The sequence below is a fragment of the Ruegeria sp. AP11 genome (genome assembly GCF_056535865.1).
This window is the reverse complement of the sequence record NZ_JBQFJB010000001.1, coordinates 207,203-231,191: the sequence shown is the minus strand read 5'-3', so window position 1 is coordinate 231,191 and position 23,989 is coordinate 207,203. Positions and strand designations below refer to the sequence as shown.

General features: G+C 60.2%; 29 protein-coding genes and 1 tRNA gene. 22 read left to right on the top strand and 8 right to left on the bottom strand.

Translation table 11 applies throughout. The features are described from left to right. Positions 1-25 precede the first annotated feature (25 nt). From ACR3E4_RS01245 to rpoD, 3 genes are all read left to right on the top strand, one after another. Entirely contained in the window at positions 26-322 is a 297-nt protein-coding gene (locus tag ACR3E4_RS01245) for a hypothetical protein (RefSeq protein WP_480531559.1), read from the top strand. 80 nt (positions 323-402) lie between these two features. Continuing rightward, complete coding sequence (gene dnaG, locus ACR3E4_RS01240) at positions 403-2,352, top strand: DNA primase (RefSeq protein ID WP_480531561.1); 1,950 nt, start codon at positions 403-405, stop codon at positions 2,350-2,352. A gap of 114 nt (positions 2,353-2,466) precedes the next feature. After that, positions 2,467-4,455 carry an RNA polymerase sigma factor RpoD gene (rpoD, locus tag ACR3E4_RS01235; RefSeq protein ID WP_480531563.1) on the top strand — a complete coding sequence of 663 codons (1,989 nt, stop codon included), beginning with the start codon at positions 2,467-2,469 and terminating at the stop codon, positions 4,453-4,455. Between the two features lie 171 nt (positions 4,456-4,626). On the opposite strand, the gene ACR3E4_RS01230 is transcribed toward rpoD, so the two are convergent. Then, the gene (locus ACR3E4_RS01230; protein ID WP_480531565.1) at positions 4,627-5,640 is read right to left on the bottom strand and encodes a helix-turn-helix domain-containing protein; all 1,014 of its coding nucleotides are present in this window, start codon (positions 5,638-5,640) and stop codon (positions 4,627-4,629) included. Positions 5,641-5,959: 319 nt separating this feature from the next. On the opposite strand from ACR3E4_RS01230, the gene ACR3E4_RS01225 reads away from it, so the two are divergent. The 6 genes from ACR3E4_RS01225 to ribD all read left to right on the top strand — a co-directional run bounded on the left by ACR3E4_RS01225 (position 5,960) and on the right by ribD (position 9,507). Next, a complete protein-coding gene (locus tag ACR3E4_RS01225; RefSeq protein WP_480531567.1) occupies positions 5,960-6,385 on the top strand; it encodes a thiol-disulfide oxidoreductase DCC family protein in 426 nt (141 codons plus the stop codon). Continuing rightward, complete coding sequence (locus ACR3E4_RS01220; RefSeq protein WP_480531569.1) at positions 6,375-6,929, top strand: DUF4166 domain-containing protein; 555 nt, start codon at positions 6,375-6,377, stop codon at positions 6,927-6,929. Before ACR3E4_RS01225 ends, ACR3E4_RS01220 begins: the two co-directional genes overlap by 11 nt. Positions 6,930-7,003: 74 nt before the next feature. Beyond that, entirely contained in the window at positions 7,004-7,402 is a 399-nt protein-coding gene (locus ACR3E4_RS01215) for a hypothetical protein (RefSeq protein WP_480531571.1), read from the top strand. A 6-nt stretch (positions 7,403-7,408) separates the two neighbouring features. Then, positions 7,409-7,819, top strand: a complete 411-nt coding sequence (locus ACR3E4_RS01210) for a secondary thiamine-phosphate synthase enzyme YjbQ (RefSeq protein WP_480532346.1) — start codon at positions 7,409-7,411, stop codon at positions 7,817-7,819. A 120-nt stretch (positions 7,820-7,939) separates the two neighbouring features. After that, positions 7,940-8,410, top strand: coding sequence for a transcriptional regulator NrdR (gene nrdR / locus ACR3E4_RS01205; protein WP_480469369.1), 471 nt, complete (start codon positions 7,940-7,942; stop codon positions 8,408-8,410). Next, positions 8,407-9,507, top strand: coding sequence for a bifunctional diaminohydroxyphosphoribosylaminopyrimidine deaminase/5-amino-6-(5-phosphoribosylamino)uracil reductase RibD (ribD, locus tag ACR3E4_RS01200; RefSeq protein ID WP_480531573.1), 1,101 nt, complete (start codon positions 8,407-8,409; stop codon positions 9,505-9,507). The genes nrdR and ribD overlap by 4 nt, the downstream gene beginning before the upstream one ends. A 3-nt stretch (positions 9,508-9,510) precedes the next feature. Here ribD and ACR3E4_RS01195 read toward each other — a convergent pair whose 3' ends face one another. From ACR3E4_RS01195 to ACR3E4_RS01185, 3 genes are all read right to left on the bottom strand, one after another. Continuing rightward, entirely contained in the window at positions 9,511-11,511 is a 2,001-nt protein-coding gene (locus ACR3E4_RS01195) for a capsular polysaccharide biosynthesis protein (RefSeq protein WP_480531575.1), read from the bottom strand. A gap of 3 nt (positions 11,512-11,514) precedes the next feature. Beyond that, positions 11,515-12,648 (bottom strand): polysaccharide biosynthesis/export family protein, encoded by a 1,134-nt coding sequence (locus ACR3E4_RS01190; protein WP_480531577.1) that lies wholly within the window; start codon positions 12,646-12,648, stop codon positions 11,515-11,517. Between the two features lie 79 nt (positions 12,649-12,727). Continuing rightward, positions 12,728-14,026, bottom strand: a complete 1,299-nt coding sequence (locus ACR3E4_RS01185; RefSeq protein ID WP_480531579.1) for a capsule biosynthesis protein — start codon at positions 14,024-14,026, stop codon at positions 12,728-12,730. A gap of 140 nt (positions 14,027-14,166) precedes the next feature. Between ACR3E4_RS01185 and ACR3E4_RS01180 the strand changes: the two genes are divergently transcribed. From ACR3E4_RS01180 to ACR3E4_RS01160, 5 genes are all read left to right on the top strand, one after another. Then, positions 14,167-14,754: a riboflavin synthase gene (locus tag ACR3E4_RS01180; RefSeq protein WP_480531581.1), complete on the top strand. Its 588-nt coding sequence runs from the start codon at positions 14,167-14,169 to the stop codon at positions 14,752-14,754. Positions 14,755-14,862: 108 nt separating this feature from the next. Then, positions 14,863-15,984 carry a 3,4-dihydroxy-2-butanone-4-phosphate synthase gene (ribB, locus tag ACR3E4_RS01175; protein ID WP_480531583.1) on the top strand — a complete coding sequence of 374 codons (1,122 nt, stop codon included), beginning with the start codon at positions 14,863-14,865 and terminating at the stop codon, positions 15,982-15,984. A 2-nt stretch (positions 15,985-15,986) separates the two neighbouring features. Beyond that, positions 15,987-16,538 (top strand): 6,7-dimethyl-8-ribityllumazine synthase, encoded by a 552-nt coding sequence (locus tag ACR3E4_RS01170; protein ID WP_480531585.1) that lies wholly within the window; start codon positions 15,987-15,989, stop codon positions 16,536-16,538. Continuing rightward, complete coding sequence (gene nusB, locus ACR3E4_RS01165; RefSeq protein WP_480531587.1) at positions 16,535-17,017, top strand: transcription antitermination factor NusB; 483 nt, start codon at positions 16,535-16,537, stop codon at positions 17,015-17,017. The genes ACR3E4_RS01170 and nusB overlap by 4 nt, the downstream gene beginning before the upstream one ends. Before the next feature lie 59 nt (positions 17,018-17,076). Next, entirely contained in the window at positions 17,077-17,382 is a 306-nt protein-coding gene (locus ACR3E4_RS01160; RefSeq protein WP_480531589.1) for a hypothetical protein, read from the top strand. 214 nt (positions 17,383-17,596) lie between these two features. Here the strand turns inward: ACR3E4_RS01160 and ACR3E4_RS01155 are convergent, their stop codons facing one another. Together ACR3E4_RS01155 and ACR3E4_RS01150 are read right to left on the bottom strand one after the other, a co-directional pair. Continuing rightward, positions 17,597-18,022, bottom strand: coding sequence for an SRPBCC family protein (locus tag ACR3E4_RS01155; protein ID WP_480531591.1), 426 nt, complete (start codon positions 18,020-18,022; stop codon positions 17,597-17,599). Continuing rightward, on the bottom strand, positions 18,019-18,339 hold the full coding sequence (locus ACR3E4_RS01150; RefSeq protein ID WP_480531593.1) for an ArsR/SmtB family transcription factor: 321 nt from the start codon (positions 18,337-18,339) through the stop codon (positions 18,019-18,021). The genes ACR3E4_RS01155 and ACR3E4_RS01150 overlap by 4 nt, the downstream gene beginning before the upstream one ends. A gap of 105 nt (positions 18,340-18,444) precedes the next feature. Here ACR3E4_RS01150 and ACR3E4_RS01145 point away from each other — a divergent pair, with 105 nt between their 5' ends. Next, complete coding sequence (locus ACR3E4_RS01145) at positions 18,445-18,876, top strand: MmcB family DNA repair protein (RefSeq protein ID WP_480531595.1); 432 nt, start codon at positions 18,445-18,447, stop codon at positions 18,874-18,876. Here the strand turns inward: ACR3E4_RS01145 and ACR3E4_RS01140 are convergent. Next, positions 18,873-19,061 carry a DUF6324 family protein gene (locus ACR3E4_RS01140; protein ID WP_480531597.1) on the bottom strand — a complete coding sequence of 63 codons (189 nt, stop codon included), beginning with the start codon at positions 19,059-19,061 and terminating at the stop codon, positions 18,873-18,875. The two genes, ACR3E4_RS01145 and ACR3E4_RS01140, sit on opposite strands and share 4 nt — an antisense overlap. A gap of 78 nt (positions 19,062-19,139) precedes the next feature. On the opposite strand from ACR3E4_RS01140, the gene ACR3E4_RS01135 reads away from it, so the two are divergent. The 7 genes from ACR3E4_RS01135 (at position 19,140) to ACR3E4_RS01105 (ending at position 23,748) form a co-directional block, all read left to right on the top strand. Then, positions 19,140-19,622 (top strand): N-acetyltransferase family protein, encoded by a 483-nt coding sequence (locus ACR3E4_RS01135; protein ID WP_480531599.1) that lies wholly within the window; start codon positions 19,140-19,142, stop codon positions 19,620-19,622. A gap of 47 nt (positions 19,623-19,669) precedes the next feature. Beyond that, positions 19,670-19,746 (top strand) — tRNA-His (locus ACR3E4_RS01130). A gap of 91 nt (positions 19,747-19,837) precedes the next feature. Continuing rightward, a complete protein-coding gene (gene dusA, locus ACR3E4_RS01125) occupies positions 19,838-20,857 on the top strand; it encodes a tRNA dihydrouridine(20/20a) synthase DusA (RefSeq protein ID WP_480531601.1) in 1,020 nt (339 codons plus the stop codon). Positions 20,858-20,885: 28 nt separating this feature from the next. Further along, entirely contained in the window at positions 20,886-21,710 is an 825-nt protein-coding gene (locus tag ACR3E4_RS01120; protein WP_480531603.1) for a sulfite exporter TauE/SafE family protein, read from the top strand. Continuing rightward, a complete protein-coding gene (locus ACR3E4_RS01115; protein WP_480531605.1) occupies positions 21,704-22,489 on the top strand; it encodes a hypothetical protein in 786 nt (261 codons plus the stop codon). The genes ACR3E4_RS01120 and ACR3E4_RS01115 overlap by 7 nt, the downstream gene beginning before the upstream one ends. A gap of 36 nt (positions 22,490-22,525) precedes the next feature. Next, positions 22,526-23,254 carry a SpoIIAA family protein gene (locus ACR3E4_RS01110; protein ID WP_480531607.1) on the top strand — a complete coding sequence of 243 codons (729 nt, stop codon included), beginning with the start codon at positions 22,526-22,528 and terminating at the stop codon, positions 23,252-23,254. A 29-nt stretch (positions 23,255-23,283) separates the two neighbouring features. Further along, complete coding sequence (locus tag ACR3E4_RS01105; protein WP_480531609.1) at positions 23,284-23,748, top strand: hypothetical protein; 465 nt, start codon at positions 23,284-23,286, stop codon at positions 23,746-23,748. Here the strand turns inward: ACR3E4_RS01105 and ACR3E4_RS01100 are convergent, their stop codons facing one another. Next, positions 23,749-23,982, bottom strand: coding sequence for a DUF1289 domain-containing protein (locus ACR3E4_RS01100; RefSeq protein WP_480531611.1), 234 nt, complete (start codon positions 23,980-23,982; stop codon positions 23,749-23,751). Positions 23,983-23,989: the final 7 nt, after the last annotated feature.

Here is a 23,989-nt window from a genome sequence, read left to right as displayed (position 1 = left end):
AATGAAACGAATCCGGGAGACCCCCATGTTGCGTATCGCCATCGTCGCGGCCCTGCTTGCCACCCCTGTGGCGGCTCAGGAAACCAAGGAACAAAGCTGCCAGTATCAAGCGGATGTTGTTGCCGCGATACAGAAGGCACGTCTTGACCGGGTAAAAGAGCGCGATGTGGCGCAAGCGGTTGCGGATAGCAGCCCGACCTGGCCCGAGAATTACAACGCGGCGATTCCGCTGATCGCGCCATGGGTCTATGAGCAAAAGATGCGCGACGTGCGCAAAAAGGACCTCGGAGCGGCCTGGCTGGAGCTGTGTTTGCAGCAATAATCCACAGACCCGGCATTTCCCTGTGGACAACCGCGCGCCATCCCCTTGGCGCGCGATTTCATTTCTGGCAGGTTTGAACGATGTCTTTGCCCCCCGGATTTCTGGATGAACTGCGCACCCGCCTCAGCCTGTCTCAGGTCGTTGGGCGCAAGGTCATGTGGGATCAGCGCAAGTCCAATCAGGGCAAGGGCGACATGTGGGCGCCTTGCCCGTTTCACCATGAGAAGACGGCATCCTTCCATGTCGATGACCAGAAGGGGTTTTATTACTGCTTCGGCTGCCACGCGAAAGGCGACGCGATCAGCTTTGTGAAAGAGACCGAGAATGTCTCGTTCATCGAAGCGGTCGAGATATTGGCGCGCGAGGCCGGGATGCCGATGCCTGCGCGCGATCCAAAGGCGCAGCAGAAACAGGATCGGCGCTCGCAACTCGCCGAGGTGATGGAGCAGGCGGTGCAGTTCTTCCGCCTGCAGCTCAAGACCGGGGCAGGGGCCGCGGCGCGCGATTATCTGACCCGCCGCGGGCTGGACCAACAGGCGCTGGACCGGTGGGAGATCGGCTTTGCCCCCGATGGCTGGCAGGCGCTGTGGGATCATCTGACCGGCAAGAACGTGGCCGAGGATCTGATCCTTGGCGCTGGGCTGGCCAAGCCGTCGAACAAGGGCAAAAAGCCCTATGACACTTTCCGCAACCGGATCATGTACCCGATCCGCGACCCGCGCGGGCGCTGCATTGCGTTTGGCGGACGGGCCATGGACCCGAATGACAACGCCAAATATCTGAACTCGCCCGAGACCGAATTGTTCGACAAGGGGCGCAGTCTCTATCACCATGGCCCTGCGCGGCAGGCGGCGGGGAAGGGTCAGCCGCTGATCGTGGCCGAAGGGTACATGGACGTGATCGCGCTGGCTGAGGCGGGCTTTGGCGCTTCGGTTGCGCCTTTGGGAACGGCCATTACGGAACATCAACTACAGCTGCTGTGGCGTATTTCCGATGAACCGATCATCGCGCTGGATGGCGATACGGCCGGTTTGCGCGCGGCGATGCGGGCGGTCGATCTTGCTCTGCCGCTGCTGGAGGCTGGGAAATCCCTGCGGTTCGCTTTGATGCCCGAGGGCAAGGACCCAGATGACCTGTTGCGCGCCGAAGGGGCAGGGGCCGTTCAGACGGTACTGGACAGTGCCATTCCCATGGTCAAGCTGCTGTGGCAGCGCGAGACAGAAGGCAAGGTATTCGACAGCCCCGAGCGTAAGGCGGCCTTGGATAAATCCCTGCGTGAAAAGATCAAGCTGATCCGCGATCCCTCGATCCGGTCTCATTACGGGCAGGAAATTAAGGACCTGCGCTGGCAATTGTTTCGCCCGCAGCGACAATCGCCAAATCGCCCATGGCAACCTCGTGGCAAGTGGCAACCACAAGCGCAGCCTGCCTCGCCCGGTGCCCGCGCGTCGTTTTTGGCGTCATCCGAGACCGCGGATATCCAATTGCGTGAATCCGCCATTCTGGCAATTGCCATTCTGAATCCGCAGGTTGTCGTGCAATTTGAACATCAATTGGAGGAAATGGATTGCCGCGATCCCGACCACGCGGCGCTGCGGGGGGCGATCCTGCGCCATGCGATTGACGATCCGGACAATCTGCAAGACCACATCATTCAAACTTTGGGTCCGGAACCCCTTGAAAACCTGCTGGCCCTTCGCCATGTCGCAGTGATCCCCTGTGTGCACAAACCGGGCGACGTTGAAAAGGCCCAGATGACGCTGGCCGAGGAACTCGCAAAGATCAAAGCGCTCCGGGGGTTGGATGCTGAGATTGCCGAAGCAACGGAGGAACTGTCCGAGCTGGCTGACGAGTCACTGACGTATCGGGTGGGTCAGGCCGCCGAAGAGCGCAACCGCGCAAGCCGCAGCCAGAATGAGGACAGGGCCATTTTCGACATCGCCGACAACGGTGCGCGAATCAACCGCGACGAGAAGGACGCGTTTGAGGCCATCATGTCCGGTATCAATTTCGAGCGGAAACGCCGGTAAACTGGTGTTTTCATAAGGCACTGGAAAAGAAAAACAGGTAAACGGGTGGCCGAATCAGTTTCACGCGCTAATGATTCGGCACAGACGAATCACCCATCCCTGCAGGAGCATTGAATGGCCGCCAAGGATACGAACGAAGACCGCAAATCCGACGAGCAGGAACAGGAAATCTCGCTGGACATGAGCCAGGCCCAGGTCAAGAAGATGATCGCCGAGGCCCGCGAGAAAGGTTACATCACCTACGACCAGCTCAATCAGGTTCTGCCGCCTGATCAGGTCAGTTCGGAACAGATCGAAGATGTTATGTCGATGCTGTCCGAAATGGGCATCAACATCATCGAAGATGAAGAAGCCGAGGAAGAAGAGAACAAAGGCTCGACCGAACTGGTCACCACCGAAGGCCCGCGTGAAGTTGCACTGGCCGGTGCCGCAACCGAAAAGCTGGACCGCACTGACGACCCGGTGCGCATGTACCTGCGCGAGATGGGTTCGGTCGAACTGCTGAGCCGCGAGGGCGAGATTGCCATCGCCAAACGGATCGAGGCGGGCCGGAACACCATGATCGCAGGGCTGTGCGAAAGCCCGCTGACCTTCCAGGCGATCACCATCTGGCATGACGAACTTCTGTCCGAAGACATTCTGCTGCGGGACGTCATCGATCTGGAAACCACCTTCGGCAACCAGATGGACGAAGACGGCGACGTACAGGAACCGGTCGTTGACACTTCGGCGGTTCAGTCCGCTAAACCTGCCAAAGACGAAGGCCCGGAGCTTGACGCCGATGGCAACCCGCTAAGCAGCGATGATGACGATGACGAGGACGATCAGGCCAATATGTCGCTGGCCGCGATGGAAGCGGCGCTGAAAGATCAGGTTCTGACCACGCTGGAACGCATCTCGACCGACTTCGCGATGCTGAGCGAGATGCAGGACAGCCGGATTTCGGCCACCCTGAACGAGGACGGGACCTTCAGCGAGAAGGATGAAGAGACCTATCAGAAGCTGCGGGCCGAGATCGTCGAACTGGTGAACGGTCTTCACCTGCACAACAACCGGATCGAAGCGCTGATTGACCAGCTTTATGGCATCAATCGCCGCGTCATGTCGCTGGACAGCTCGATGGTAAAGCTGGCCGACCAGGCCCGCATCAACCGCCGTGAATTCATTGACGCCTATCGCGAGCGTGAGCTTGACCCGAACTGGCTGTCCGAGATGGCCGAAAAGCCGGGCCGGGGCTGGCAGATGTTCATCGAACGCTCGACCGAGAAGGTTGAGGAACTGCGCAACGACATGGCCCAAGTCGGGCAATATGTCGGTCTGGACATCCCCGAATTCCGCCGCATCGTGCAGCAGGTTCAGAAGGGTGAAAAAGAGGCGCGTCAGGCCAAGAAAGAAATGGTCGAGGCCAACCTGCGTCTGGTGATCTCGATTGCCAAAAAGTACACGAACCGTGGCCTGCAATTCCTTGATCTTATTCAGGAAGGTAACATCGGCCTGATGAAGGCGGTGGACAAGTTCGAATACCGCCGCGGCTATAAGTTCTCGACCTACGCGACATGGTGGATTCGTCAGGCGATCACGCGTTCCATCGCGGATCAGGCCCGCACGATCCGTATTCCGGTCCATATGATCGAAACCATCAACAAGCTGGTCCGCACCGGTCGTCAGATGCTGCACGAAATCGGCCGCGAGCCGACGCCGGAAGAACTGGCCGAAAAGCTGCAGATGCCGCTTGAGAAGGTGCGCAAGGTGATGAAGATCGCCAAAGAGCCGATCAGCCTTGAGACGCCCATCGGCGACGAGGAGGACAGCCAGCTAGGCGATTTCATTGAGGACAAGAATGCCGTGCTGCCGCTGGACAGCGCCATTCAGGAAAACCTCAAGGAAACCACAACGCGGGTTCTGGCCTCGCTCACCCCGCGCGAGGAACGGGTGCTGCGGATGCGTTTTGGCATCGGCATGAACACCGACCACACGCTGGAAGAGGTCGGTCAGCAGTTCAGTGTGACCCGCGAACGTATCCGTCAGATCGAGGCGAAAGCGCTGCGGAAGCTGAAGCATCCCAGCCGATCACGAAAACTCCGGTCCTTCCTGGATCAGTAAGTCAAAGGCGCCTTGGGGCGCCTTTTTCTTTGCGCTGCTCACATTGTCCAAACTTCACTTCAAATTGGCGAGAACGCGCAAGGCAAGCGCGGCTGTCAATTCTACATCGCGGGTGTCCACTCATGGGACAGGCCGGGGCGAGGTGGAAACGCTGATGACCCCCGGCCACTGTCACCGCAGCGGGCGGTCCACTCTTTTTCGGAATGCGGAAGGTGCCTGTCCGGTCCAGCGTTTGAAGGCGGTGGAAAAGGCGGCCTGATCGGAATAGCCCAGCGAATAGGCAATCTCGGCCAGTGTCATGCCGTTCTTGATGAAGGTCTGTGCCAGATCACAGCGCAGGTCCTCTACAATCTCGCGATAGCTGACCCCCTCGTCAGTCAGGCGGCGCGCCAGTGTACGCGGGCTAAGGCCCAGTTGAGCGGCGGCGTCGTTGGCCGGGATGATCCTGCCGGGCATCGACCGGGTGATCAGGCCTTCAACCAGCGCTCGTGTTTTTTGTTTGGGAGACCGGCGCTCGGCCAGCAGGCGTTCGCCGTATTCCAGCAGATGCGCGCGCAGGCTGGGATCATAGGTCGGGATCGGGATTTCAAGCGAGGGCAGCGACAGGATGATCTCAAGCCGCTCAGCCCCGAACGTGACCGGAAAACCGCCGATCCTTGCAAACGACCGGGCGTGCTGTCCGACTTCGTGTTGAAAGCGCATCTCGATCGGATGCAGGCAGGTCTGTGTCAAAGCGCGCATCCGGCCGATGGCGGCGAATAACAGGAATTCGGTACGGCGGTGATAGCGCGAGAATCCGGGATCTTTCCAATCCGCCTCAAACGAGGCCGAATTCCCCGAGATCCGCAAACTGAGGGCAAGCGCGGGGTCGATGATCGCATGAAACCGCGCCGAGTTTTCCAAGACCTGCTTCAGATCGCGCGAATATTTACTGATATAGGCGGTAACGCTGGAGGATGAGTTGAAGTCCAGCCCGGTGCGCGCGCCAAAGGTGATATCCCCGACCGCGTCGCAGGCGTGGCGGACAAACAGCGCCTCTTTATGGGCGCTGTATGACGTGGCCGGAGGGGCAATCTCGGTCCGCGTCAAGGCGCTGCTGTCCAAGACGCGGTCAACGACGGATGCGCCCGCGTAATCTTCGAGCCTGCCGGAGAGCAGCCGTATTCTGGAAATATCAACGTCCATTATCGTGTCTGAATTCAGTGCGAACCTGCAATGCAGCCTAGCGGTAAATCCGCGCGTGGCGCCAGCTTTTGGTTCGATGACAAAAATTCGCAAGAAATTGACTGAACTTGTCAAGACCTGCAACCCTGCTCGGCGGTAATGTCGGATCGTTGTCGGGTCAGCGTCCAATGGGGATTGAGGGCTGAGCCTGAGTGGACGGTCCACCAAACCGTGTTACCGGGTTCCCCGACATCTCGACCAATGGTCGCCCATGTCGCATTGCCGACATTTCGCGTCCATGAGAGCATCCGTCAGGCCAGTGGCAACCATATGATTTCCCGTGCAAGATCTGAACGCCCCAGAAACTGATCTGATCGTCTTTGACGGTGAGTGCGTGCTGTGTTCGGGGTTCTTTCGGTTCATGCTGCGCCATGACAAGGATCGGCGGTTCCGCTTTGCCACGGCGCAATCTCCGCTTGGGCAGCGGCTTTATGCGCGGCTCAATTTGCCCACCTCGGATTTTGAGACCAATCTGGTGATCGTCGACGGGCGGGTTCATCAAAGGCTGGATGCCTTTGCCGCCGCGATGCGGGCTTTGCCGGGGTTCTGGCGGGTTCTGGCGCTGTGCCGATATCTGCCGCGGTTTATAAAAGACCCGCTATATCACGCGATTGCCCGGAACCGATACGCTCTGTTTGGCCGGCAAGAGACCTGTCTGGTCCCCGATCCATCGTTGCGGTCACGGTTTGCAACAGATGGTTTCTGAGAGCGACCCGTTCCTGCAGGCTTTGGGGGGTGACCCGGATCTGCCCGTTGCGGTCCGGGCTTTGCATGGCGGTGAAGGTCGTCACCAAGGTCGCTGCAGCATCACGCGGGGTGGGGGTGCATTGGTGGCGCTGGCGCTGCGTGCCGGTCGCTTTCCGCCTGAGGGCAGTGACTTGCCCGTCACCCTCACCATTCAACGCGACAGTGACGGCTGGCACTGGGAACGTGACTTTGATGGTCACATAACCCGGTCGCGGTTGATATTCGATGTGCGCCGCGGCTGTGTCAGAGAACAGATCGGAGCGTTGACGATTTGGATGCGACCAATGCGAACCGAAACGGCGCTGGCCATCGAGATACAGCGCCTCAGCCTGTTCGGGGTGCCGTGCCCCCGGTTCCTGCTGCCCCGATCCTGCTCAACCGAAAGCGAGGACACGCAGGCACGCTTTCGCTTCGACATCTCGGCTCATTTGCCTGGGGGTCGGCTGTTGATCCGGTATCGGGGCTGGTTGATGCCTGATAACGCAAATCGGGGCGCTGATTGAAATGATTGTGAAATGCTCTGTTTCGAAGACTGTGGCAAACTACACTATAATTCGGAAGTAAGAGAGAGAAAGTAATGATGAAACAGTTTATCTCGGGCACTTTTGTCGCCCTGATGGTGCTCAGCTCGCCCGTCACGGCAAGTGCGGCGCGCCTAGGCTTTCAGACCGTAGCGATCAACAACACTGATTTCGAAGTCATCCCGCGCTCTCGTCGCGATGTCGACGGATATTGGTGCGCCGCCGCCGATTTTGCGCGCCGGACCTTGGGTGCCGGTTGGCAGGATCGCATCTATGTCACGCGCGGTTATGGCCAAAGCGTGACGACCGGGCGCAAGACGTCTGTTGCGTTCTCGCTGACGATGCCCAAGGATGTGGCTCAGCAAAGCAGTTTCTCTGCTGGATTCAGAACAGGAGAAAGCATGTCGGTGCAGGGTGCGAACGGGCGGTGCAATCGTCGTCAGGTCTTCAGCTGATCCGTGCTGCAAACTGAGTTTTCGATCCAGACACAGGGCGTTGGGCTCTATGAGTTCACTGCCCCTGTGCGATCTTGGTTGAAGCCTGCCTCGGATGGATTGCTGACCCTGTTCATACGCCATACCTCTTGTTCGCTGCTGATCCAGGAAAATGCCGACCCTGAGGTTCAGACCGATTTGCAAGCGTTCTTTGACCGGTTGGTGCCGTCGTCGGATCATCCGTCGATGGCCTATCTGCGCCACACCTATGAAGGGCCGGATGATATGCCCGCCCACATCAAGGCGGCGATGATGCCCGTTTCGCTGTCGATCCCGGTCACGGCGGGCCAGCCTGCCTTGGGCACATGGCAAGGCATTTATCTGTTCGAGCATCGCCGCGCCCCGCATCTGCGCAAGGTCGCGGCACATTTCGCGTGACCCTTTATCTAGCGGTGGAAATTTCCGACTACCCAAATCCTAGCGGCTGCCCTATAGTTGTGGATAAGTGAGCCGAAGTGCTTACAACAAGAGGCGGAACTAGGGACGAGGAGACGGCGGATGCGCTGCCCGTTTTGCGGAAATATCGATACTCAGGTCAAGGATTCACGACCGGCAGAGGATCACGTGGCGATCCGCAGGCGACGGTTTTGCCCGGCCTGCGGCGGCCGGTTCACCACGTATGAACGTGTGCAGCTGCGCGATCTGGTAGTGATCAAAACCAACGGAAAACGCGAGGATTTCGACCGCGACAAGCTTGAGCGCTCGATCCGCATCTCGATGCAGAAACGCCCGATCGAACCCGATCGGATTGATCAGATGATCTCGGGTATCGTGCGCCGTCTGGAAAGCATGGGCGAGACCGACATCCCGTCCAACAAAATCGGTGAAATCGTCATGGAGGCGCTGGCCCGGATTGACACTGTTGCGTATGTTCGCTTTGCAAGTGTCTACAAGAATTTCCAGGCGGCTGATGATTTCGAGGAGTTCGTCCACGAGTTGCGCCCGCCGCAACCCACGACCGATGAGTGACCGAAACAGATAAGCGATTCATGGCGCTGGCCCTGTCTTTGGGGCAGCGCGGTCAGGGACAGTGCTGGCCCAACCCCTCGGTCGGCTGCGTTGTCGTGCGCGATGGGCGGATCGTCGGACGCGGCTGGACCCAGCCCGGCGGGCGCCCTCATGCTGAAACCGAAGCGCTGGCGCAGGCCGGATCCGCGGCACAGGGGGCAACGGCTTATGTCTCGCTTGAACCTTGCGCGCATCACGGAAAGACACCGCCCTGCGCGCAGGCGCTGATCGACGCCAAGGTGGCGCGTGTTGTTTGTGCCATCGAGGACAGCGATCCGCGTGTGGCCGGGCAGGGCTTTGACATGTTGCGCGCTGCCGGGATCGACGTGCAGACCGGTATCATGGCCTATGAGGCCGAGCAGGCCCATGCCGGGTTCTTCCTGAAAAACGAGCAGGGCCGCCCGTTCGTAACGCTTAAACTGGCCAGCAGCTTTGATGGCCGGATCGCAACTGAAACCGGCCACAGCCAATGGATTACCGGCCCCGAGGCGCGGCGTGCAGTGCACGCGATGCGGGCCCGTAATGATGCGGTGATGGTCGGGGCAGGGACGGCCCGTGCGGATGATCCGTCGCTGACGGTGCGTGATCTTGGTGTCGCGCGGCAACCCGTGCGTGTGATCGTCTCACGTTACCTCGATCTGCCGCTTATGGGCCATCTGGCCCGCACCGCGAAAGAGGTTCCGGTCTGGCTGTGCCATGGTCCGCATCCCGACCCTGAACGCGCCCGCGCCTGGGAAGGATTGGGCGCCCGGCTCATCCCCTGTGCGCTGGAAGGCCATCATGTTGACCCGGCAGACCTGCTGCAACAGCTTGGACAGGCTGGACTGACCCGCATCTTCTGCGAGGGCGGGTCCGCTTTGGCCGGATCACTGCTGAAGGCGGATCTGGTGGATGAGCTTGTCGGGTTCACCGCTGGCCTGATGATCGGAGCCGAGGGGCTGCCTGCGATCGGGGCGCTCGGGCTCGATACGCTTGAGACCGCCCCCCGTTTCGATCTGATCGAAACGCAGGCTTTGGGCGGAGATATCCTGCATCGTTGGGCACGGACAACCCGCTGACGGTCAGCGCCACAAATGCACGTATGTCGCCAATGTACCTTGCAGTTTCGATAAAATGCGATTGACCGGCCCGCTGAAGGTTGGCTCGCCATGCGCCAATCGTTCGATTGCGATCTCGACCGGGCAGGGCTGACCGGTCACCGGATCGAAATAGCGCGGATAGTCGATCAGCGCGGCATGCACCAAACCCAAAAGCGAAGGCCGCGCGCCGCGCCGCGCCGGGACCGCGCCCAGATCGGTGGTCAATCCCCACCCGGCATAAAACGGCGCGCCCAGAGTGGTGACCTGCACGCCGCGCAACAGGGCCTCGAACCCCATCAGAGAGGTCATGGTCCAGACTTCGTCCACCTGCGTCAGCAGATTTGCGGGATCGGTGCCGGATGCGATCACATCGGCCAGACCTTCCGCCTGTATCTTGCCCTCGCGCAGGTTGGCTTCGACATCCGGGTGCGGTTTGTAGATCAGCACGGCGTCCGGCCGTGCCGCGCGCGCCGCTTGCAGCAGGTCGAGATTGGTCCGAACGGCACTGGTACCCAGACGGATCGAGGCGTCATCCTCGACCTGACCCGGCACCAAAACGCGATGGCCTTGCGGCAGGTCAGGCATGGGGGTGCCAATGTTATATTTACTCAACGCCTCGGCCAGCAGCCGCGCGATCAGCCGTTCTGCACGGAGCTGTTGATCCGGGCGCAAGGCCTCACGCGTGGCGATCCATTCCTCAAGGCGGCTCGGGCGCGTGGGATCGTAATAGATGCCCAGATCATCGGTCACCAGTGATAACGGAGGGACAAGTTCCGCACCCAGTCCGCGCGAGCGCAGAAAGCCATCCTCGACCCGGACAATATCCGTCGCGTCTGCGGCCCGGCTGGCCCAGCTCATATGTGGCTGTGTTTGTGTCGCGGGCGGCTCGGCCACGAAGCGCAGTTTGCCGTATCGGCCAAACATGCGTTGCAGATGACGACGTTTCCAGACCCGCATGCCAGAGGCGGTCCACCCCCTGTGATCCTCGCGCCAGGCTCGGGTTGTGGCCTCAAGCGTGTTCAGCGCGGTTTCAAAGTCACATAACTGGTCATGGAACGGATCGAACCAGCGCGGGTACAGGATCATGGCTGCTGCAAACAATTGTGCACGTGTCAGATTGCGCTGTCGGCGCTGTACGGGAAACTCATCCTGCGTCAGACCCCAGCCCGCATAGAAGGGTTGGCCAAAGACGCGGGGTTTGTGCCCGGCTAGAATGGCCTCGAAACCCATTTGTGACGACACGGTGTAGACACCGATTGCCCCTTCGAACAGCGACCATGGGCTGATCGGGGCTGAGAGGAATTCCACCCGGTCATTCTGGTCTTCATCCGTGAAATGCCCGGCCCGAAAACCCGATGTGGTTTCCGGGTGGGATTTGATCAGGATGCGCGCACCGGGGTTCTCCTCTTGCGCGACGAACAGCATCTCAAGAAAACGCGCTCGGTCCGCGCGGCTTGCTGTCACCGAGGCGTCACCCTGTGTCTGATCAATGACCAGAACGTATCCGGGATCGGGCGGCGTTTGGTCCAGATCAAAGGCGGAATACTTGCTCAGATGCAGTTCGCGCAGGCGGGCCATGCCACCCCGCGCTCGGTCCAGAAGTGCGGTATCGTCCAATGGGTGCGTGGCCAGCAAGGTTTCAAGGTCCGAGGGTGTGGCTGGGTCGAAATGCAGCCCGGATCGATCCAGCAGCAACCCCATGGGCGGCTCGCCCGCCCGTCCGGGGTGGAGCGAGCGTAGAAACGCATCCTCGACCCGCAGCACCGGCACGCCCCGCTTTTCGGCGACGGACAGCCCGCGATGCGCCGTCGGACTGTTGCCCCAGACACCAATCAGATCAGCGTCCTGCGGCAGGCCAAGCCGGATGTCGTAACCGGCCAGCGACAGAATGCGGCGCACCCGCCGTTGGGTCAGGAAGCCGCCATTGTAAACAAAAAGCCGAGAGCGTTCGCCCCCGGCCGATTGTTCCGGATCGGGTCGCATGTATCAGCCGCCCGTCAGCGTCGCCACATTCGCAACCGGCGTCAGCCCTCCGGCGATCAGCGAGATGGATTTTGTCCATTGCGCATATGGGGCCTCGGTCACGTAGATCGTGTCGTCATCGCGGATGACAAAATCCCGTGCGATGAAAAGACCGTTGGGCGCGGTCAGGTTCAGCAGATAGATCATGCGCTGTTCGCCCTGAAGATCAGCGCGGCCCATGACGTTGCGGGCGATGTCCTGACGCTCGTTGCGCAGAATGAAGATGCCGGTCGGGTCCGAGGACAGTGATTGCAGCCCCCCCACCTGCGCCAACGCTTCGAGCGCTGAAAGGTCCTGGCTTTCAAAGGCCACGCGCGATTGCCCGCCTGTGGCCCCCAACGCGATATAGGACCGGCTGTCTTGTTCAACCAATATGCGGTCGCCGCCACGCAGAGCGATATCGGTTTCCGGGTTGCGGAACAGATCGTCATACCAGATCGTACCGCGTTGCTTGCCGCGAATGACAGTCACCAATGCGATATCCGAGGCCACGGCCACGCCACCCGCGCTGGCCAGCATGGTCGACAGGGTGCCGGTGGGACGTTCGATCGGATAAATCCCCGGCGCGCCGATGGTGCCGGTCAGAGAAACCGTCGACCCATCGCCGGGTGTGCGGCTGACCTGAACCTGCGGGTCCGGTGTCTGCTCTTCCAGCTTCGAGGCGATCAGGGTGCGCAACTGCTCGGGCGTGTTGCCCGCAGCACGGACACGCCCCGCGTAAGGCACGAAGATGTAGCCATCACTGTCGACTTGCAATTCGCTCAGATTGGCGGCGCCGCCCGCCGCTGAGGTCAGCAAGCCGTCTTCAACGTTTTCCCAGACGGTCAGGTTTAGCGTGTCGCCGGGACGAACCGTGTCCGAAGCCACGCTTTGGGCGCTGCGGAAGGACTGCGAAAATCCGTATTGCGGAACGGCTGCAGTGGCGCGCGTGACGCGATCATCCACCTCGACGACGAAGGCGTTGCCACCGTTTACGGTAGACCCGGACAGGATTTCGGTTTTGTTCGGGCCGGATTTCGGAAGCTGGCACGCTGCCAGCAGGCCAAGGGCTGCCACAAGGGAAGCCCCCCGTATCCATCGGGTAGGAAAGCGCTGCACTGCCGATTTACCTCAGTCGTCTTGATTTTGGGCAGGTTACCCGGTTGGTTTTCAAACTACCAGCGACAGTTGAGTGGAGCTAGCGAACAAGCTGCAACTGTGGCGCAGGGGTCGCGTTGCGGTTCAGAACTGCCTGATAGGGGTCCTGGGGGTGTAGCATCATATCGACCGCCCGCCGCAGCAACTGACGCCGCCCGCGACGCGAATAGAAACCGCCCGGCACCTGGCTGGTTTCCAGCAAAAACTGCCGATAGGTCCGATAGGCGCTACTATCGGGGAGGTCTGGAGCAGCAAAGAACGCCTCAAGGCTCTGCCCTGAAACGAATTCTGGTTTGTCATAGACGGACCGTCCGAAAATCCGCAGCGGGATGCCGCGCCACAGCACCTGTTGTCCCGCGGTCGAGTTCACGGTGACCGCCGATCTGGCATCCGCAAGCAGCCCGGCCAATTTGCCGCCGGGGACATAATGCACCCGATCTTCGAGGCCCTGCGCACGCGCGAAGTCGCGGGCAAGTTGCCGCAATGGCTCACGATGGTTTTCCAGCGGATGTTCCTTGATGACAAGGTGATGATGGGTGGGCGCCCCTTTGGCGAAACCCGCGATCACCTGTTCAAGAAATGCGCTCATGCAGTTGAAATCCGAATGCGACCGGACAGAGCTGTCATGTCCCAGCTGCAGCAGGACCAGATGATAGGGAAACCCGTTCCACCGAACCTTTGCCGTGGCAAGCGCGCGCTGAAGGCGATGACAAGGCATCAGGGTCAGACGTTTGAAATACAGCCGAAACTCTTTCGAAACCGGCAGGTCCCTATGCCTGCGGAAGTTGCGGTAGCGGCGGTTCATGAACAGAACGAACCAGTGATACAAGGCCCCATAGAAGATGTGCTGGCGCATATCCCCCCAATGGGTCGGCGGCGGAGGCGTTGCCCCCTCGGACCGCGCAAGGGCGGCCTGCATGTCCGCCACATCCAGCTCCATCAATCGAGAGTTCCCGTTCGAGCCTCCGCGCTCATACGTCACCCACCAGGGGCGCAGATACCCTTCCTCGAACACATGAACGGTCAGGCCAAGCTCTTGTGCGATGGACACAGCCTTGGCATGTACCGGTCGGGTGTCACCATAAAGCACGATATCGGTCACATCATGCGTGTGCACCAGGTTGCGGAATGTCTGCGGCCAATACTCGGGTTCGCTCAGATAGGGGATATAGCTGCCGCGATCACGCCAGAACACCTGATCCCCGGCATTGAAACCAACCCGCCAGACTTGCGCCCCCGCCGCGCGCAGCATCCGACCCAACGCGTTGAAGAACGGGCCGTGAGGTCCTTGCAGGAACATGAACACGCGCCGGTCAGGGCGAGGGGGGATGGATGTCATTCCGTCTGCTCGTGTCTTGGTCTTGTGGTGCGTATTGTTAAAACTATGCCTCTTTGTCACATTGGCGGCAAGGAGGGCTTGCCGGTTCGCCCATCGGTCTTTACCTGCACCCTTAACGCTAGGCTTTGAGGGTTGCCAAAATGTTTACAGGGATCGTCACCGATATCGGCACTGTCACCGAACTGGACCAACAGGGCGACCTGCGGGCCCGGATCGAAACCGCCTATGACACCGCGGGCATCGATATCGGCGCCTCGATTGCCAGCGACGGGGTTTGTCTGACCGTGATCGCGCTGGGGGACGGCTGGTATGACGTGCAGATCAGCGCCGAGACGGTTTCGAAAACCAACCTGGCCAGCTGGGCGGTTGGTAAACGGATCAACCTGGAACGCGCCCTGAAAGTGGGCGATGAACTGGGCGGTCATATCGTTTCGGGCCATGTCGACGGGGTGGCCGAGGTTGTGGCGGTAGAGGACGAAGGTGACAGCACCCGGGTGACCCTGCGTGCGCCAAAGGATCTGGCGCGGTTCATCGCGCCGAAAGGCTCGGTTGCGCTGAACGGCACGTCACTGACCGTCAACGATGTAAATGACTGCGATTTCGGCATCAACTTCATCCCGCATACCAAAGAGGTCACGACCTGGGGCGATGTGGCGGTCGGAGATCAGGTGAATCTCGAGATCGACACGCTGGCACGCTATGTTGCGCGTCTGGCCGAGATGTCCTGACCGGCAAATACGTCGCGTCCGAACCCGCCCGCGCCGTTTGCGCTCTGGCCTTTGGGCGCGGGGTGGTCTATCCCGCCTTGCAGAAATGCTCTTGTGAAAGGCTGCCCCATGAGCTTTGAAACCCCCGGTCCGGTCGAGGCCCAGCTGCGCGACGCGATCAGCCCGATCGAAGAGATCATCGACGAGGCGCGCGCGGGCCGGATGTATATTCTGGTCGATCACGAGGATCGCGAAAACGAAGGCGATCTGGTCATCGCCGCCGAGTTCGCCGATGCCGAGGCGATCAATTTCATGGCCACCCACGGGCGCGGTCTGATCTGTCTGCCGTTGACGGCGGAACGGGTCGACAATCTGGGCCTGCCGATGATGGCCGTGAACAACTCGTCGCGTCACGAAACTGCGTTCACCGTTTCGATTGAGGCGCGCGAAGGTGTCAGCACCGGGATTTCCGCCGCTGACCGGGCGCTGACCGTGGCGACGGCGATCAACGAACAGAACACAATGGCCCATATCGCCACCCCCGGTCACATCTTCCCGCTGCGCGCCAAGCGGGGCGGGGTGCTGGTGCGTGCGGGGCATACCGAGGCTGCCGTAGATATCTCGCGTTTGGCCGGGTTGAACCCTTCCGGCGTGATCTGCGAGATCATGAAAGCGGACGGCACCATGGCGCGGCTGCCTGACCTGGTGGAGTTTGCGCAGCAGCATGACATGAAGATCGGCACGATCAGCGACTTGATCGCGTACCGGTCGCGCAATGACAATCTGGTGGTCGAAACCTCGCGCGAAACCGTAAACTCAGAATATGGCGGCGAGTGGGAGATGCGGATCTTCACCGATCAGACCCACGGCATCGAACATGTGGTGATGATCAAGGGCGACATCACCACGCCCGAGCCGGTCCTGACCCGCACCCATGCCTTGCACGAAGCGCCCGACATTCTGGGGCTCGGTCCAAAATCGCCGCAGGAACTGCCGCGCGCGATGGAGAAAATCGCGGAAGAGGGGCGCGGCGTCGTCTGCCTGTTCCGCCAGCCGCGCAATTCGCTCTATGCGGCGGATGACGAAGGCCCACGGACCATCAAGCAAACCGGACTGGGCGCGCAGATCCTGTCCAAGATGGGCGTTCAGGAACTGGTGTTGCTGACCGACTCGCCGGAAACCGTATATCTGGGGCTCGACGCGTTTGGTCTGTCCATCGTCGGCACCCGCTCGATCCTGAAGGAAGACTGATCATGGCTGCTCAAGACGAACATGGCGTTCTGCCGACACCCGAATTCGACAAGCCGGTGAAGTTGCTGATCGTGGCGGCGCCGTTCTATCGCGCCATCGCTGACAATCTGATTTCCGGTGCCAAGGCCGAAATCGAAGCGGCGGGCGGCACCTGCGAAGTCGTCGAAGTGCCCGGCGCGCTGGAAATCCCCACCGCCATCGCCATGGCCGACCGTCAGTGCAATTTCGACGGTTATGTCGCGCTGGGCTGCGTTATTCGCGGCGAGACCACGCATTATGAAACCGTCTGCAATGATTCCAGCCGGGCCATCCAGTTGATGGGGCTTCAGGGGCTGTGCATCGGCAACGGCATCCTGACCGTGGAAAACAACGATCAGGCCGAAGTGCGCGCGAATCCGGAAAAGATGAATAAAGGTGGCGGAGCGGCCGCTGCGGCCTTGCATCTGATCGCGCTCAGCCGTAAGTGGGGCGCTTCCAAAAAGGGCGTGGGCTTCAAGCCGCCGTCCGAGTCCATCCTTGTGGCGGGCGACAGCAACGGACCCACGACAGCATGACCAAGACAGACGCGCCGAAACCGGCCAACCAGAAACGCCTGATGAAATCTGCCGCCCGGCTTTATGCCGTGCAGGCGTTGTTCCAGATGGAGCAATCGGGCCAGACGACCGAGCAGGTTGTGACCGAGTTTCTGGATCACCGGTTCGGAGCCGTCTACGAGGGCGAGGAAATGCTGGATGGCGACATCAGCGTTTTCCGTAAACTGGTTGACGATGCAGTGAACTATCAGGCCCCGATCGACCAGATGACCGACCGGGCATTGGTGGCCAAATGGCCCATCGCGCGCATCGACCCGACCTTGCGCGCTGTGTTCCGTGCGGCGGGGGCTGAACTGACCCAAAGCGACACGCCGCCCAAGGTGGTTATCACCGAGTTTGTCGACGTGGCCCGGGCCTTTTTCCCCGAAGGCAAAGAGCCGAAATTCGTCAACGCCGTGTTGGATCACATGGCGCGCGAGGCGCAGCCCGAGGCATTCTGACACCTTTACCCGGACAAGATATGCGCTAACCTGAATATTATAGCGCTATGAGGTTCGCCATGCCCAAACTGATCCGCCTATATATCACACAAGTTGCCTGGGGATTTGCCATTTCGGCTGTGTTTGTCGGCGTTTTGCTGGCGTTGAACGTGGCCAACCTGCGGCATCTGATCCTGAGTTCCGAGATCGGCCTGATCGCCTTGGCGATGATCTGGTTCATGAACGGCATCGTGTTCGCAGGCGTTCAGTTTGCCTATAAGATCATGAGCATGGCCGAAAAGCCGCAAGGCCCCCGGCGGGGAACACCGGTCGTTCACACGTTCAAGCCTGCTCTGGCGAAACAGGAATCCCGCGCAAAGCGCTGAATTTCCGTGGAAAATGTGGCGGGACCACCAGTCAACCGTGCGGTTTGATTCCCGAGGACCTGTATGTACAGGTGGGCGCCGGGTAATCAGGCCAGGACCTGAACAGAGCCAGCCCCCTCGGAATTGCTTAAGGCCACCAGAATGCTACCTGTCACAAGAAGGGCAGAACCCGCCAAAGGCCTAACTAGGGCGTATGGCGGGCGCGTACAAGGGGTCAGGCGTCAACAGTTTCGTGCAATGCGGTGCGCATCTTGCCGAAATGCTCGTCCCAGCCATTGTCCAACGCAAGGATCAGGCCAAAGGCGTCAGCACCCTGCGGCAGACCTTCATGGACCAGCCCCAGGCGGGTGCCGCCTGCTACAGGTTCCAGCATCCATTTCACCACGCTGACCGCGTCACCCATCGGTTTCACCGTGAATGTATATTCCAGGTAATGCGGCTTGCGAGCCTCGCGCACTTTGCCCCAGATCAGAAGGTCGCCGCTGGTGGTGCCGAACATCTCGAGCTTGTCGCCTTGCGCAAGCGGACGTTTGGGTTTGTGAAACCACTCGGCCAGGTGTTCCGGCTGTGTGAGATAGGCCCAGACGGTCTCGGGTTCGGCCCGCAGGAAGATAGTTTTCTGCAAAACGGTATTCGTCATTTCTCTTTCCTTTCAATTGCTTCTTTCAGGTCTGCAAGGCGGTCGTCCCAGAACCGGTCAAAGTAGCTGAGCCAGTCGAGGACCGGAGCCATCCCCTTGGGCTCAAGGCGATTGATGCGTTCACGTCCGCGCGCCTCGACAGTGATCAACCCTCCGTCAGACAGGACCGTCAGGTGCTTTTTGACGGCGGCGCGCGTCATGTCGAAGCGATCAGTCAATTGCCCGATCGTCATGTTTTGCGCCGCCAGCATCTGAACGATGTCGCGGCGGGTAGGGTCCGCAAGCGCACGGAACGCGTTTTGGGTTTGCGTGTTCATCGGATACCTCAGATGGAGTACCATTTGGTTTCATATAAATGCGATACTAATTGGTATCATGTCAAGCCTCTTGAAATTTGTTCATGAATTGTTCACATTTACCTCATGACGCTGGATCTGCAACCCGGACAGAAACTTGCGCGCGGTGTTTCGCGCCATTTGGCGAGCCATGGCTATGTTTCGATTGAAGAATTCGTCCCGTCCCGAGGGCTGCGGGTCGATGTCATGGGCCTTGGACCCAAGGGCGAGATTTGGGTGGTCGAATGCAAATCCAGCCGCGCCGATTATCAGTCGGATTCCAAGTGGCGGGGCTATCTGGAATGGTGCGACCGATTCTTTTGGGCCGTAGATACGGATTTCCCGACCGAGTTGTTGCCGGCTGAAACCGGCCTGATCATCGCCGATGCATACGACGCCGAAATCATCCGTATGGGGCCTGAAAGCAAGCTGGCCCCGGCACGGCGCAAGAAGATGGTGCAAAAATTTGCGGTGGACGCGGCCCGCAGGTTGCAGGCGCTACGTGACCCCCGGCTTTAGCCTGTGACCGCCCGCGCAGCCTGAGCGGCGGCGCGGATTTCTTCGGCGATCTCTTCGGCCTCCTCGGGGTCGAAATCCATCGGAATCTCGATGCCGGCACCTTCGATGAACAGGCGCACCATGCCCTGATCGGTTGGCCCGATCTGAAGATTCGCTTCGATGTCGCGTTCGGTGTTGATGCCCATCTGTGCCTCCGGGAAATGCGTCTTGGTGCTAACGCGCGGCGGGTTGAGAATCAAGCGCACTCTGAGGTCAGATAAGGCATGGAGAGCATCATACTCAGACCCTTCCGCGCCAAGGATGCGCCTTGGCTGGTCGCGCAACACGACGTCCTCTATTCCCGTGACGAAGGGTTTGATGACAGTTTCGGTGCTTTGGTAGCCCGTATCCTTGCGGATTTCGTCGCCGACCACGATCCAGCGTGCGAACAGGGCTGGATCGCTGAACGTACGGGCAAGCGTCTGGGCAGCATCTTCTGTGTCAGACAGGATGGCCAAACGGCCAAGTTGCGCCTGTTTCTGTTGGTGCCCGAAGCACGCGGGCAGGGGCTGGGCAAACAATTGCTGACCACCTGTATGAGCTTTGCGCGCGATGTCGGATATCGCGAGATGGTGCTGTGGACCCATGAAAGCCACGCTGCTGCCTGCGCGCTGTATCGTGCGTTTGGATGGGAGCTGACCGATAGCAAGCCGGTGCATTCTTTTGGAGTCGATCTGGTGGAACAAAGCTGGCGAATTCGGCTTTAATCCCCTTGCAATCCCCGCACGCCTTCGCTAAATCGCCCCTCACGAGTGCCGCCTTAGCTCAGTTGGTTAGAGCGCTGGATTGTGGATCCAGAGGTCCCCTGTTCAAGCCAGGGAGGCGGTACCATTTTCCAAAGATCGGGAACGGTTTGCCCTTGGTGGGTCTTTAGGTATATCCGGTGCTTGGCGAAAACCGCATCCTGACGACGTGAAAAGATATGCCGGACAAGAACCTGACAGATATCCGAAGAAGCGCGCGCCTGTCCGTTGCCCCAATGATGGACTGGACCGATAAGAACTGTCGGTATCTGCATCGTCTGCTCAGTTCCGATACTCTGCTTTATACGGAAATGGTCACCGCCCCTGCATTGGTGCGCGGCGGGGCACTGCATCTGTTGGATTACAACCCGCAAGAGCACCCGGTGGCATTGCAGTTGGGGGGCTCGGATGCTCGGGAACTGGCTCAGGCGGCGGCTCTGGGTGCCGAGGCTGGGTATGATGAGATCAACCTGAACTGTGGCTGCCCATCCGATCGGGTGCAGTCCGGGACATTCGGCGCAGTTTTGATGCGCGAGCCTGAACGGGTTGCGGACTGTGTTACGGCGATGCGGGAGGCGGTGGATGTCGAAGTCACCGTGAAATGCCGGATTGGCGTCGACGAGCAGGAGCCTGCCGAGGTGCTGCCCGCTTTTCTGGAGCAGATTCGCAAGGCCGGGTGCGAACGCGTCACCATCCATGCGCGCAAAGCGTGGTTGCAAGGGTTAAGTCCTAAGGAAAACAGGGATATTCCGCCTCTGGACTATGATCTTGTGCACCGGATGAAGGCTGAGTTTCCGGACATGCACATCTCGATCAACGGTGGCGTCACCTCGCTTGCGCAAGCGCAGCGGCATCTGGAGGCCGGATTGGATGGTGTCATGATTGGACGCGCGGCCTATCATCAGCCGACGGATATTCTGGCCGCTGCCGATCCGCTGATCTTCGGAACGGGTAAAGTCGCCGATCCCATTGAGGTGGTGCAGAAAATGCTGCCCTATGTCGAGGCGCACCTTGCCGAAGGGGGGCGCTTGCACCAGATCACCCGGCATATGCTGGGCCTGTTCGCGGGTCGTCCCGGCGCGCGGGGGTGGCGGCGGATGCTGTCCGAAGGCGCGGTACGCGAGGGGGCTGGCCCGGATGTGATCTTGCAGGCGCTGGACTCTGTCGCGTCACTGTCGCAGGTGGAACAGGTGGTTTGAGACGGCCCCGGGCCGGTATGGGGGAACGATGCCCGAGATGATGTTGCTGGCCCAGATGCTGGGCCTTCTGCTTGTGATCGGCGCACTGGCCGGGGTGCTGGCCGGGTTATTGGGCGTCGGGGGTGGCATCGTTTTGGTGCCTGCGTTTTTCTATGCGTTCCAGACGCTTGGATATGGCGGGCCGCAATTGATGCAGCTGTGTCTGGCGACCTCGCTGGCGACAATCATTGTCACCTCGGTCCGGTCGGTTCTGAGCCACAACAAGAAAGGCGCGGTCGATTGGGACATCCTGCGCAGTTGGGGGCCGGGTATTGCTGTGGGCGCCGTGGTTGGCGTTCTGGTGGCCTCGGCGCTGCGAACGGAGTTTCTGCAGGCGCTGTTCGGTGCGCTGGGCGTGGTGATCGGCCTGTATCTCGGTTTGGGCAAATCCGAATGGCGCTTGGGGGATGCCATGCCGAAAGGTCTGCGCCGCGCCGCGCTTTCGCCTTCGGTGGGGTTTCTTTCGGTTCTGATGGGGATCGGTGGGGGCAGCTTCGGCGTGCCGCTGATGAGCCTTTATAACACACCCATTCACCGCGCCGTGGCGACGGCGGCGGGGTTTGGCGTGATCATCGCGGTGCCCTCGGTGATCGGGTTTCTGTTCCTGAACATCGCCCCGGAACACCGCCCGCCATGGACCATCGGTGCGGTCAATCTGGTGGCTTTCGGGATCATCGTGGCGATGACCATGATTACCGCCCCTTGGGGGGTAAAACTGGCCCATGCGATGGACCCGAAGCCGCTGAGGCGGGTGTTTGCGGTCTTTCTGACACTGATTGCGCTGAACATGCTGAGAAAGGCATTGGGGTGGTAGAGACCTTTCATGCCCGGGGCTGGGTAAAGTTTCCCTATGATCCGGTGCTGGCGGATTGGGTGGCTCATGCCTTGCCTGCGGCGCGGGCGTCGGTCCGCGATCCCGCGCATGCCGAATGGCATGACTGTGAGGGCACATGGTTTATCGGCGTCGACGCGCTGGATAACGACGCGCAGGGCAGGGTTGCGGAATCGCCCGTCTTGAGCGGTGCTGCGATTGCGTCGGCATATCAGCAATTCGGGCCGATTGATCTGCACAAAGGGCAGGTTTCGGTGATTTATCCGGGCTACCCGCAGCCCCGGCGTGGCGAAAGCGAGGCTGCTGCAGGGTATCGCGCGCGACGGGATGCGGCGCATGTGGACGGGCTGAAGCCGACGGGACTTGACCGGCGGCGTCGGGTCGATGAACCGCATGCGTGGATACTGGGGATTCCGCTGACCGAGGCCAGCGCAGATGCGGCGCCGATGGTGCTTTGGGACGGCAGTCACAAGATCCTGGGTGATGCCTTCCGGGACGCGTTAAGGGATGTGCCAAATGACCAACTGGCCAGCGCGGATATCACCGACATTTATCAGGCCGCCCGCCGCGACGTGTTCGAAACCTGCCCTCGGATCGAACTGCCGGCGCGCCCCGGCGAGGCCTATCTGCTACATCGCCACTGTCTGCATGGTGTTGCGCCTTGGGGTCCGGATGCCAACGCAGGGCCGGATGGACGGATGATCGCTTATTTCCGCCCCGAGTTGCCCGGCGGAGTAGCGCAATGGCTCGAATCCCCGTAACCTCCTGCCATTATTTGGCTTTGGAGAGTTGGTTCGATGATTACGGTTCACACAAACGCCGATGGCACACTGATCGAGGTCGAGCTGTCGGGTGAGGTCACCAGCGCCGATTATGCCTCCACGCTGGTTCCCGCGATTGAGGCGGCGCTGGAAGAACATGACGCCATCCGCCTGCTGGCGATCGTGACGTCCGAGTTCAAGGGATACGATCTGGGCGCGGCCTGGTCGGACACCAAGCTGGGGCTCAGTCACTGGCGCGGGTTCGACCGGATCGGCGTTGTGGCCGATCAGGGGTGGGTGCAAACCAGCGTGCGTCTGGCCGCGCCGATCCTGCCATGCCCGGTGCATGTGTTTGGCCTGAAAGAGCTGGAGGAGGCGCGCCGTTGGATGCGCGAGTCTCTGGGCGCGATCCACGTGACCGATCTGGGTGGGCCCTGCGTTCAGATCAGCCTGATGGGGAAGCTCGATTCCGAAGAGTACAAACAGGCACAATCCGATCTCGATGCGTTGCTGCAAAACCGCGAGGGGTTCCGGCTGCTGATCGATCTGCGGGAGTTTGACGGCTGGCAGGGGCTGTCGGCGATGGGGGCGCATTTCCGCCTTGCTGCCGGGCATATCGGTGTGTTGGACCGCGCCGCGATTGTTGGGGACAAGACCTGGCAGAAGATGGCGCAACGCATGGCCAGCCACGTGCTGGGCACGCGCACCGACTATTTCCCGGCAGAGGATTACGAAAACGCCAAGTCCTGGTTGGCGGCGGGTTGAAACTGCTCTGTCAAATATGAGTGCTCAGAGTGACGCCGCGTCATAAAACACGCGGCCAAGCGCCCTGTGAAACCGGCAAGATACTGAAGTGTCACAAAGAAGCTTGGAAGGGGTGGATTTCTGCGAAATTGCCGCGGTTTTTCCCCCTTATTCAGAATCCGATCCCCCCTAAATGCGCGGCATTGCTGCTAACAACCCAGACTTGCGACCGCGCAACGCTGTTGACCTTGGAAGGTGAACAGTCGACGGCGTTTTGTCTGGACCCTGGTGGGAGGGGAAAAATGCCTTTGAGAAAATTGCTTTCCACTGTTTTCGACGGAAACACTCTGCCTTCGTCAGCGGGCAACAAAATGTTGCACGATCAACTTCAAAAGTCGGGTGGCGCCAAGCGTATGGAGAAGGCCGAGATTATGGCCCTGTTTCGACACGATCTGTCCGCAACACCGACCCTGCAGAAGACCCGGCAGAAACATGAACCTGAGGCGCGCAGGTGATCAGTCGCGGCTCATCCGAGCCGCGCGCCCGCCGCGACGCTTGGCCAGACGCGGTTTGCGCTCTGGCAATTCCTGCATGATTTCGGCACGCTCGGAACTGTCCATCTTGGACCAGCGAGAGATTTCGTCGATGGTGCGATAGCAGCCGGTGCAGATGCGTTCGGTCGGATGCACGACGCAAATCTGGACGCACGGGCTTTCGACCTCGTTCCGTTTCCAAACCATGTTTGTCATCTGCGTT

Bases quoted from the DNA above. Each gene is read 5' to 3' on its own strand.
- ACR3E4_RS01245 (WP_480531559.1), top strand. From the start codon at position 26: ATGTTGCGTATCGCCATCGTCGCGGCCCTGCTTGCCACCCCTGTGGCG.
- dnaG (WP_480531561.1), top strand. From the start codon at position 403: ATGTCTTTGCCCCCCGGATTTCTGGATGAACTGCGCACCCGCCTCAGC.
- rpoD (WP_480531563.1), top strand. From the start codon at position 2,467: ATGGCCGCCAAGGATACGAACGAAGACCGCAAATCCGACGAGCAGGAA.
- ACR3E4_RS01230 (WP_480531565.1), bottom strand. From the start codon at position 5,640: ATGGACGTTGATATTTCCAGAATACGGCTGCTCTCCGGCAGGCTCGAA.
- ACR3E4_RS01220 (WP_480531569.1), top strand. From the start codon at position 6,375: ATGGTTTCTGAGAGCGACCCGTTCCTGCAGGCTTTGGGGGGTGACCCG.
- ACR3E4_RS01215 (WP_480531571.1), top strand. From the start codon at position 7,004: ATGATGAAACAGTTTATCTCGGGCACTTTTGTCGCCCTGATGGTGCTC.
- nrdR (WP_480469369.1), top strand. From the start codon at position 7,940: ATGCGCTGCCCGTTTTGCGGAAATATCGATACTCAGGTCAAGGATTCA.
- ACR3E4_RS01195 (WP_480531575.1), bottom strand. From the start codon at position 11,511: ATGCGACCCGATCCGGAACAATCGGCCGGGGGCGAACGCTCTCGGCTT.
- ACR3E4_RS01185 (WP_480531579.1), bottom strand. From the start codon at position 14,026: ATGACATCCATCCCCCCTCGCCCTGACCGGCGCGTGTTCATGTTCCTG.
- ACR3E4_RS01180 (WP_480531581.1), top strand. From the start codon at position 14,167: ATGTTTACAGGGATCGTCACCGATATCGGCACTGTCACCGAACTGGAC.
- ribB (WP_480531583.1), top strand. From the start codon at position 14,863: ATGAGCTTTGAAACCCCCGGTCCGGTCGAGGCCCAGCTGCGCGACGCG.
- ACR3E4_RS01170 (WP_480531585.1), top strand. From the start codon at position 15,987: ATGGCTGCTCAAGACGAACATGGCGTTCTGCCGACACCCGAATTCGAC.
- nusB (WP_480531587.1), top strand. From the start codon at position 16,535: ATGACCAAGACAGACGCGCCGAAACCGGCCAACCAGAAACGCCTGATG.
- ACR3E4_RS01160 (WP_480531589.1), top strand. From the start codon at position 17,077: ATGCCCAAACTGATCCGCCTATATATCACACAAGTTGCCTGGGGATTT.
- ACR3E4_RS01155 (WP_480531591.1), bottom strand. From the start codon at position 18,022: ATGACGAATACCGTTTTGCAGAAAACTATCTTCCTGCGGGCCGAACCC.
- ACR3E4_RS01150 (WP_480531593.1), bottom strand. From the start codon at position 18,339: ATGAACACGCAAACCCAAAACGCGTTCCGTGCGCTTGCGGACCCTACC.
- ACR3E4_RS01145 (WP_480531595.1), top strand. From the start codon at position 18,445: ATGACGCTGGATCTGCAACCCGGACAGAAACTTGCGCGCGGTGTTTCG.
- ACR3E4_RS01140 (WP_480531597.1), bottom strand. From the start codon at position 19,061: ATGGGCATCAACACCGAACGCGACATCGAAGCGAATCTTCAGATCGGG.
- ACR3E4_RS01135 (WP_480531599.1), top strand. From the start codon at position 19,140: ATGGAGAGCATCATACTCAGACCCTTCCGCGCCAAGGATGCGCCTTGG.
- dusA (WP_480531601.1), top strand. From the start codon at position 19,838: ATGCCGGACAAGAACCTGACAGATATCCGAAGAAGCGCGCGCCTGTCC.
- ACR3E4_RS01120 (WP_480531603.1), top strand. From the start codon at position 20,886: ATGCCCGAGATGATGTTGCTGGCCCAGATGCTGGGCCTTCTGCTTGTG.
- ACR3E4_RS01110 (WP_480531607.1), top strand. From the start codon at position 22,526: ATGATTACGGTTCACACAAACGCCGATGGCACACTGATCGAGGTCGAG.
- ACR3E4_RS01100 (WP_480531611.1), bottom strand. From the start codon at position 23,982: ATGACAAACATGGTTTGGAAACGGAACGAGGTCGAAAGCCCGTGCGTC.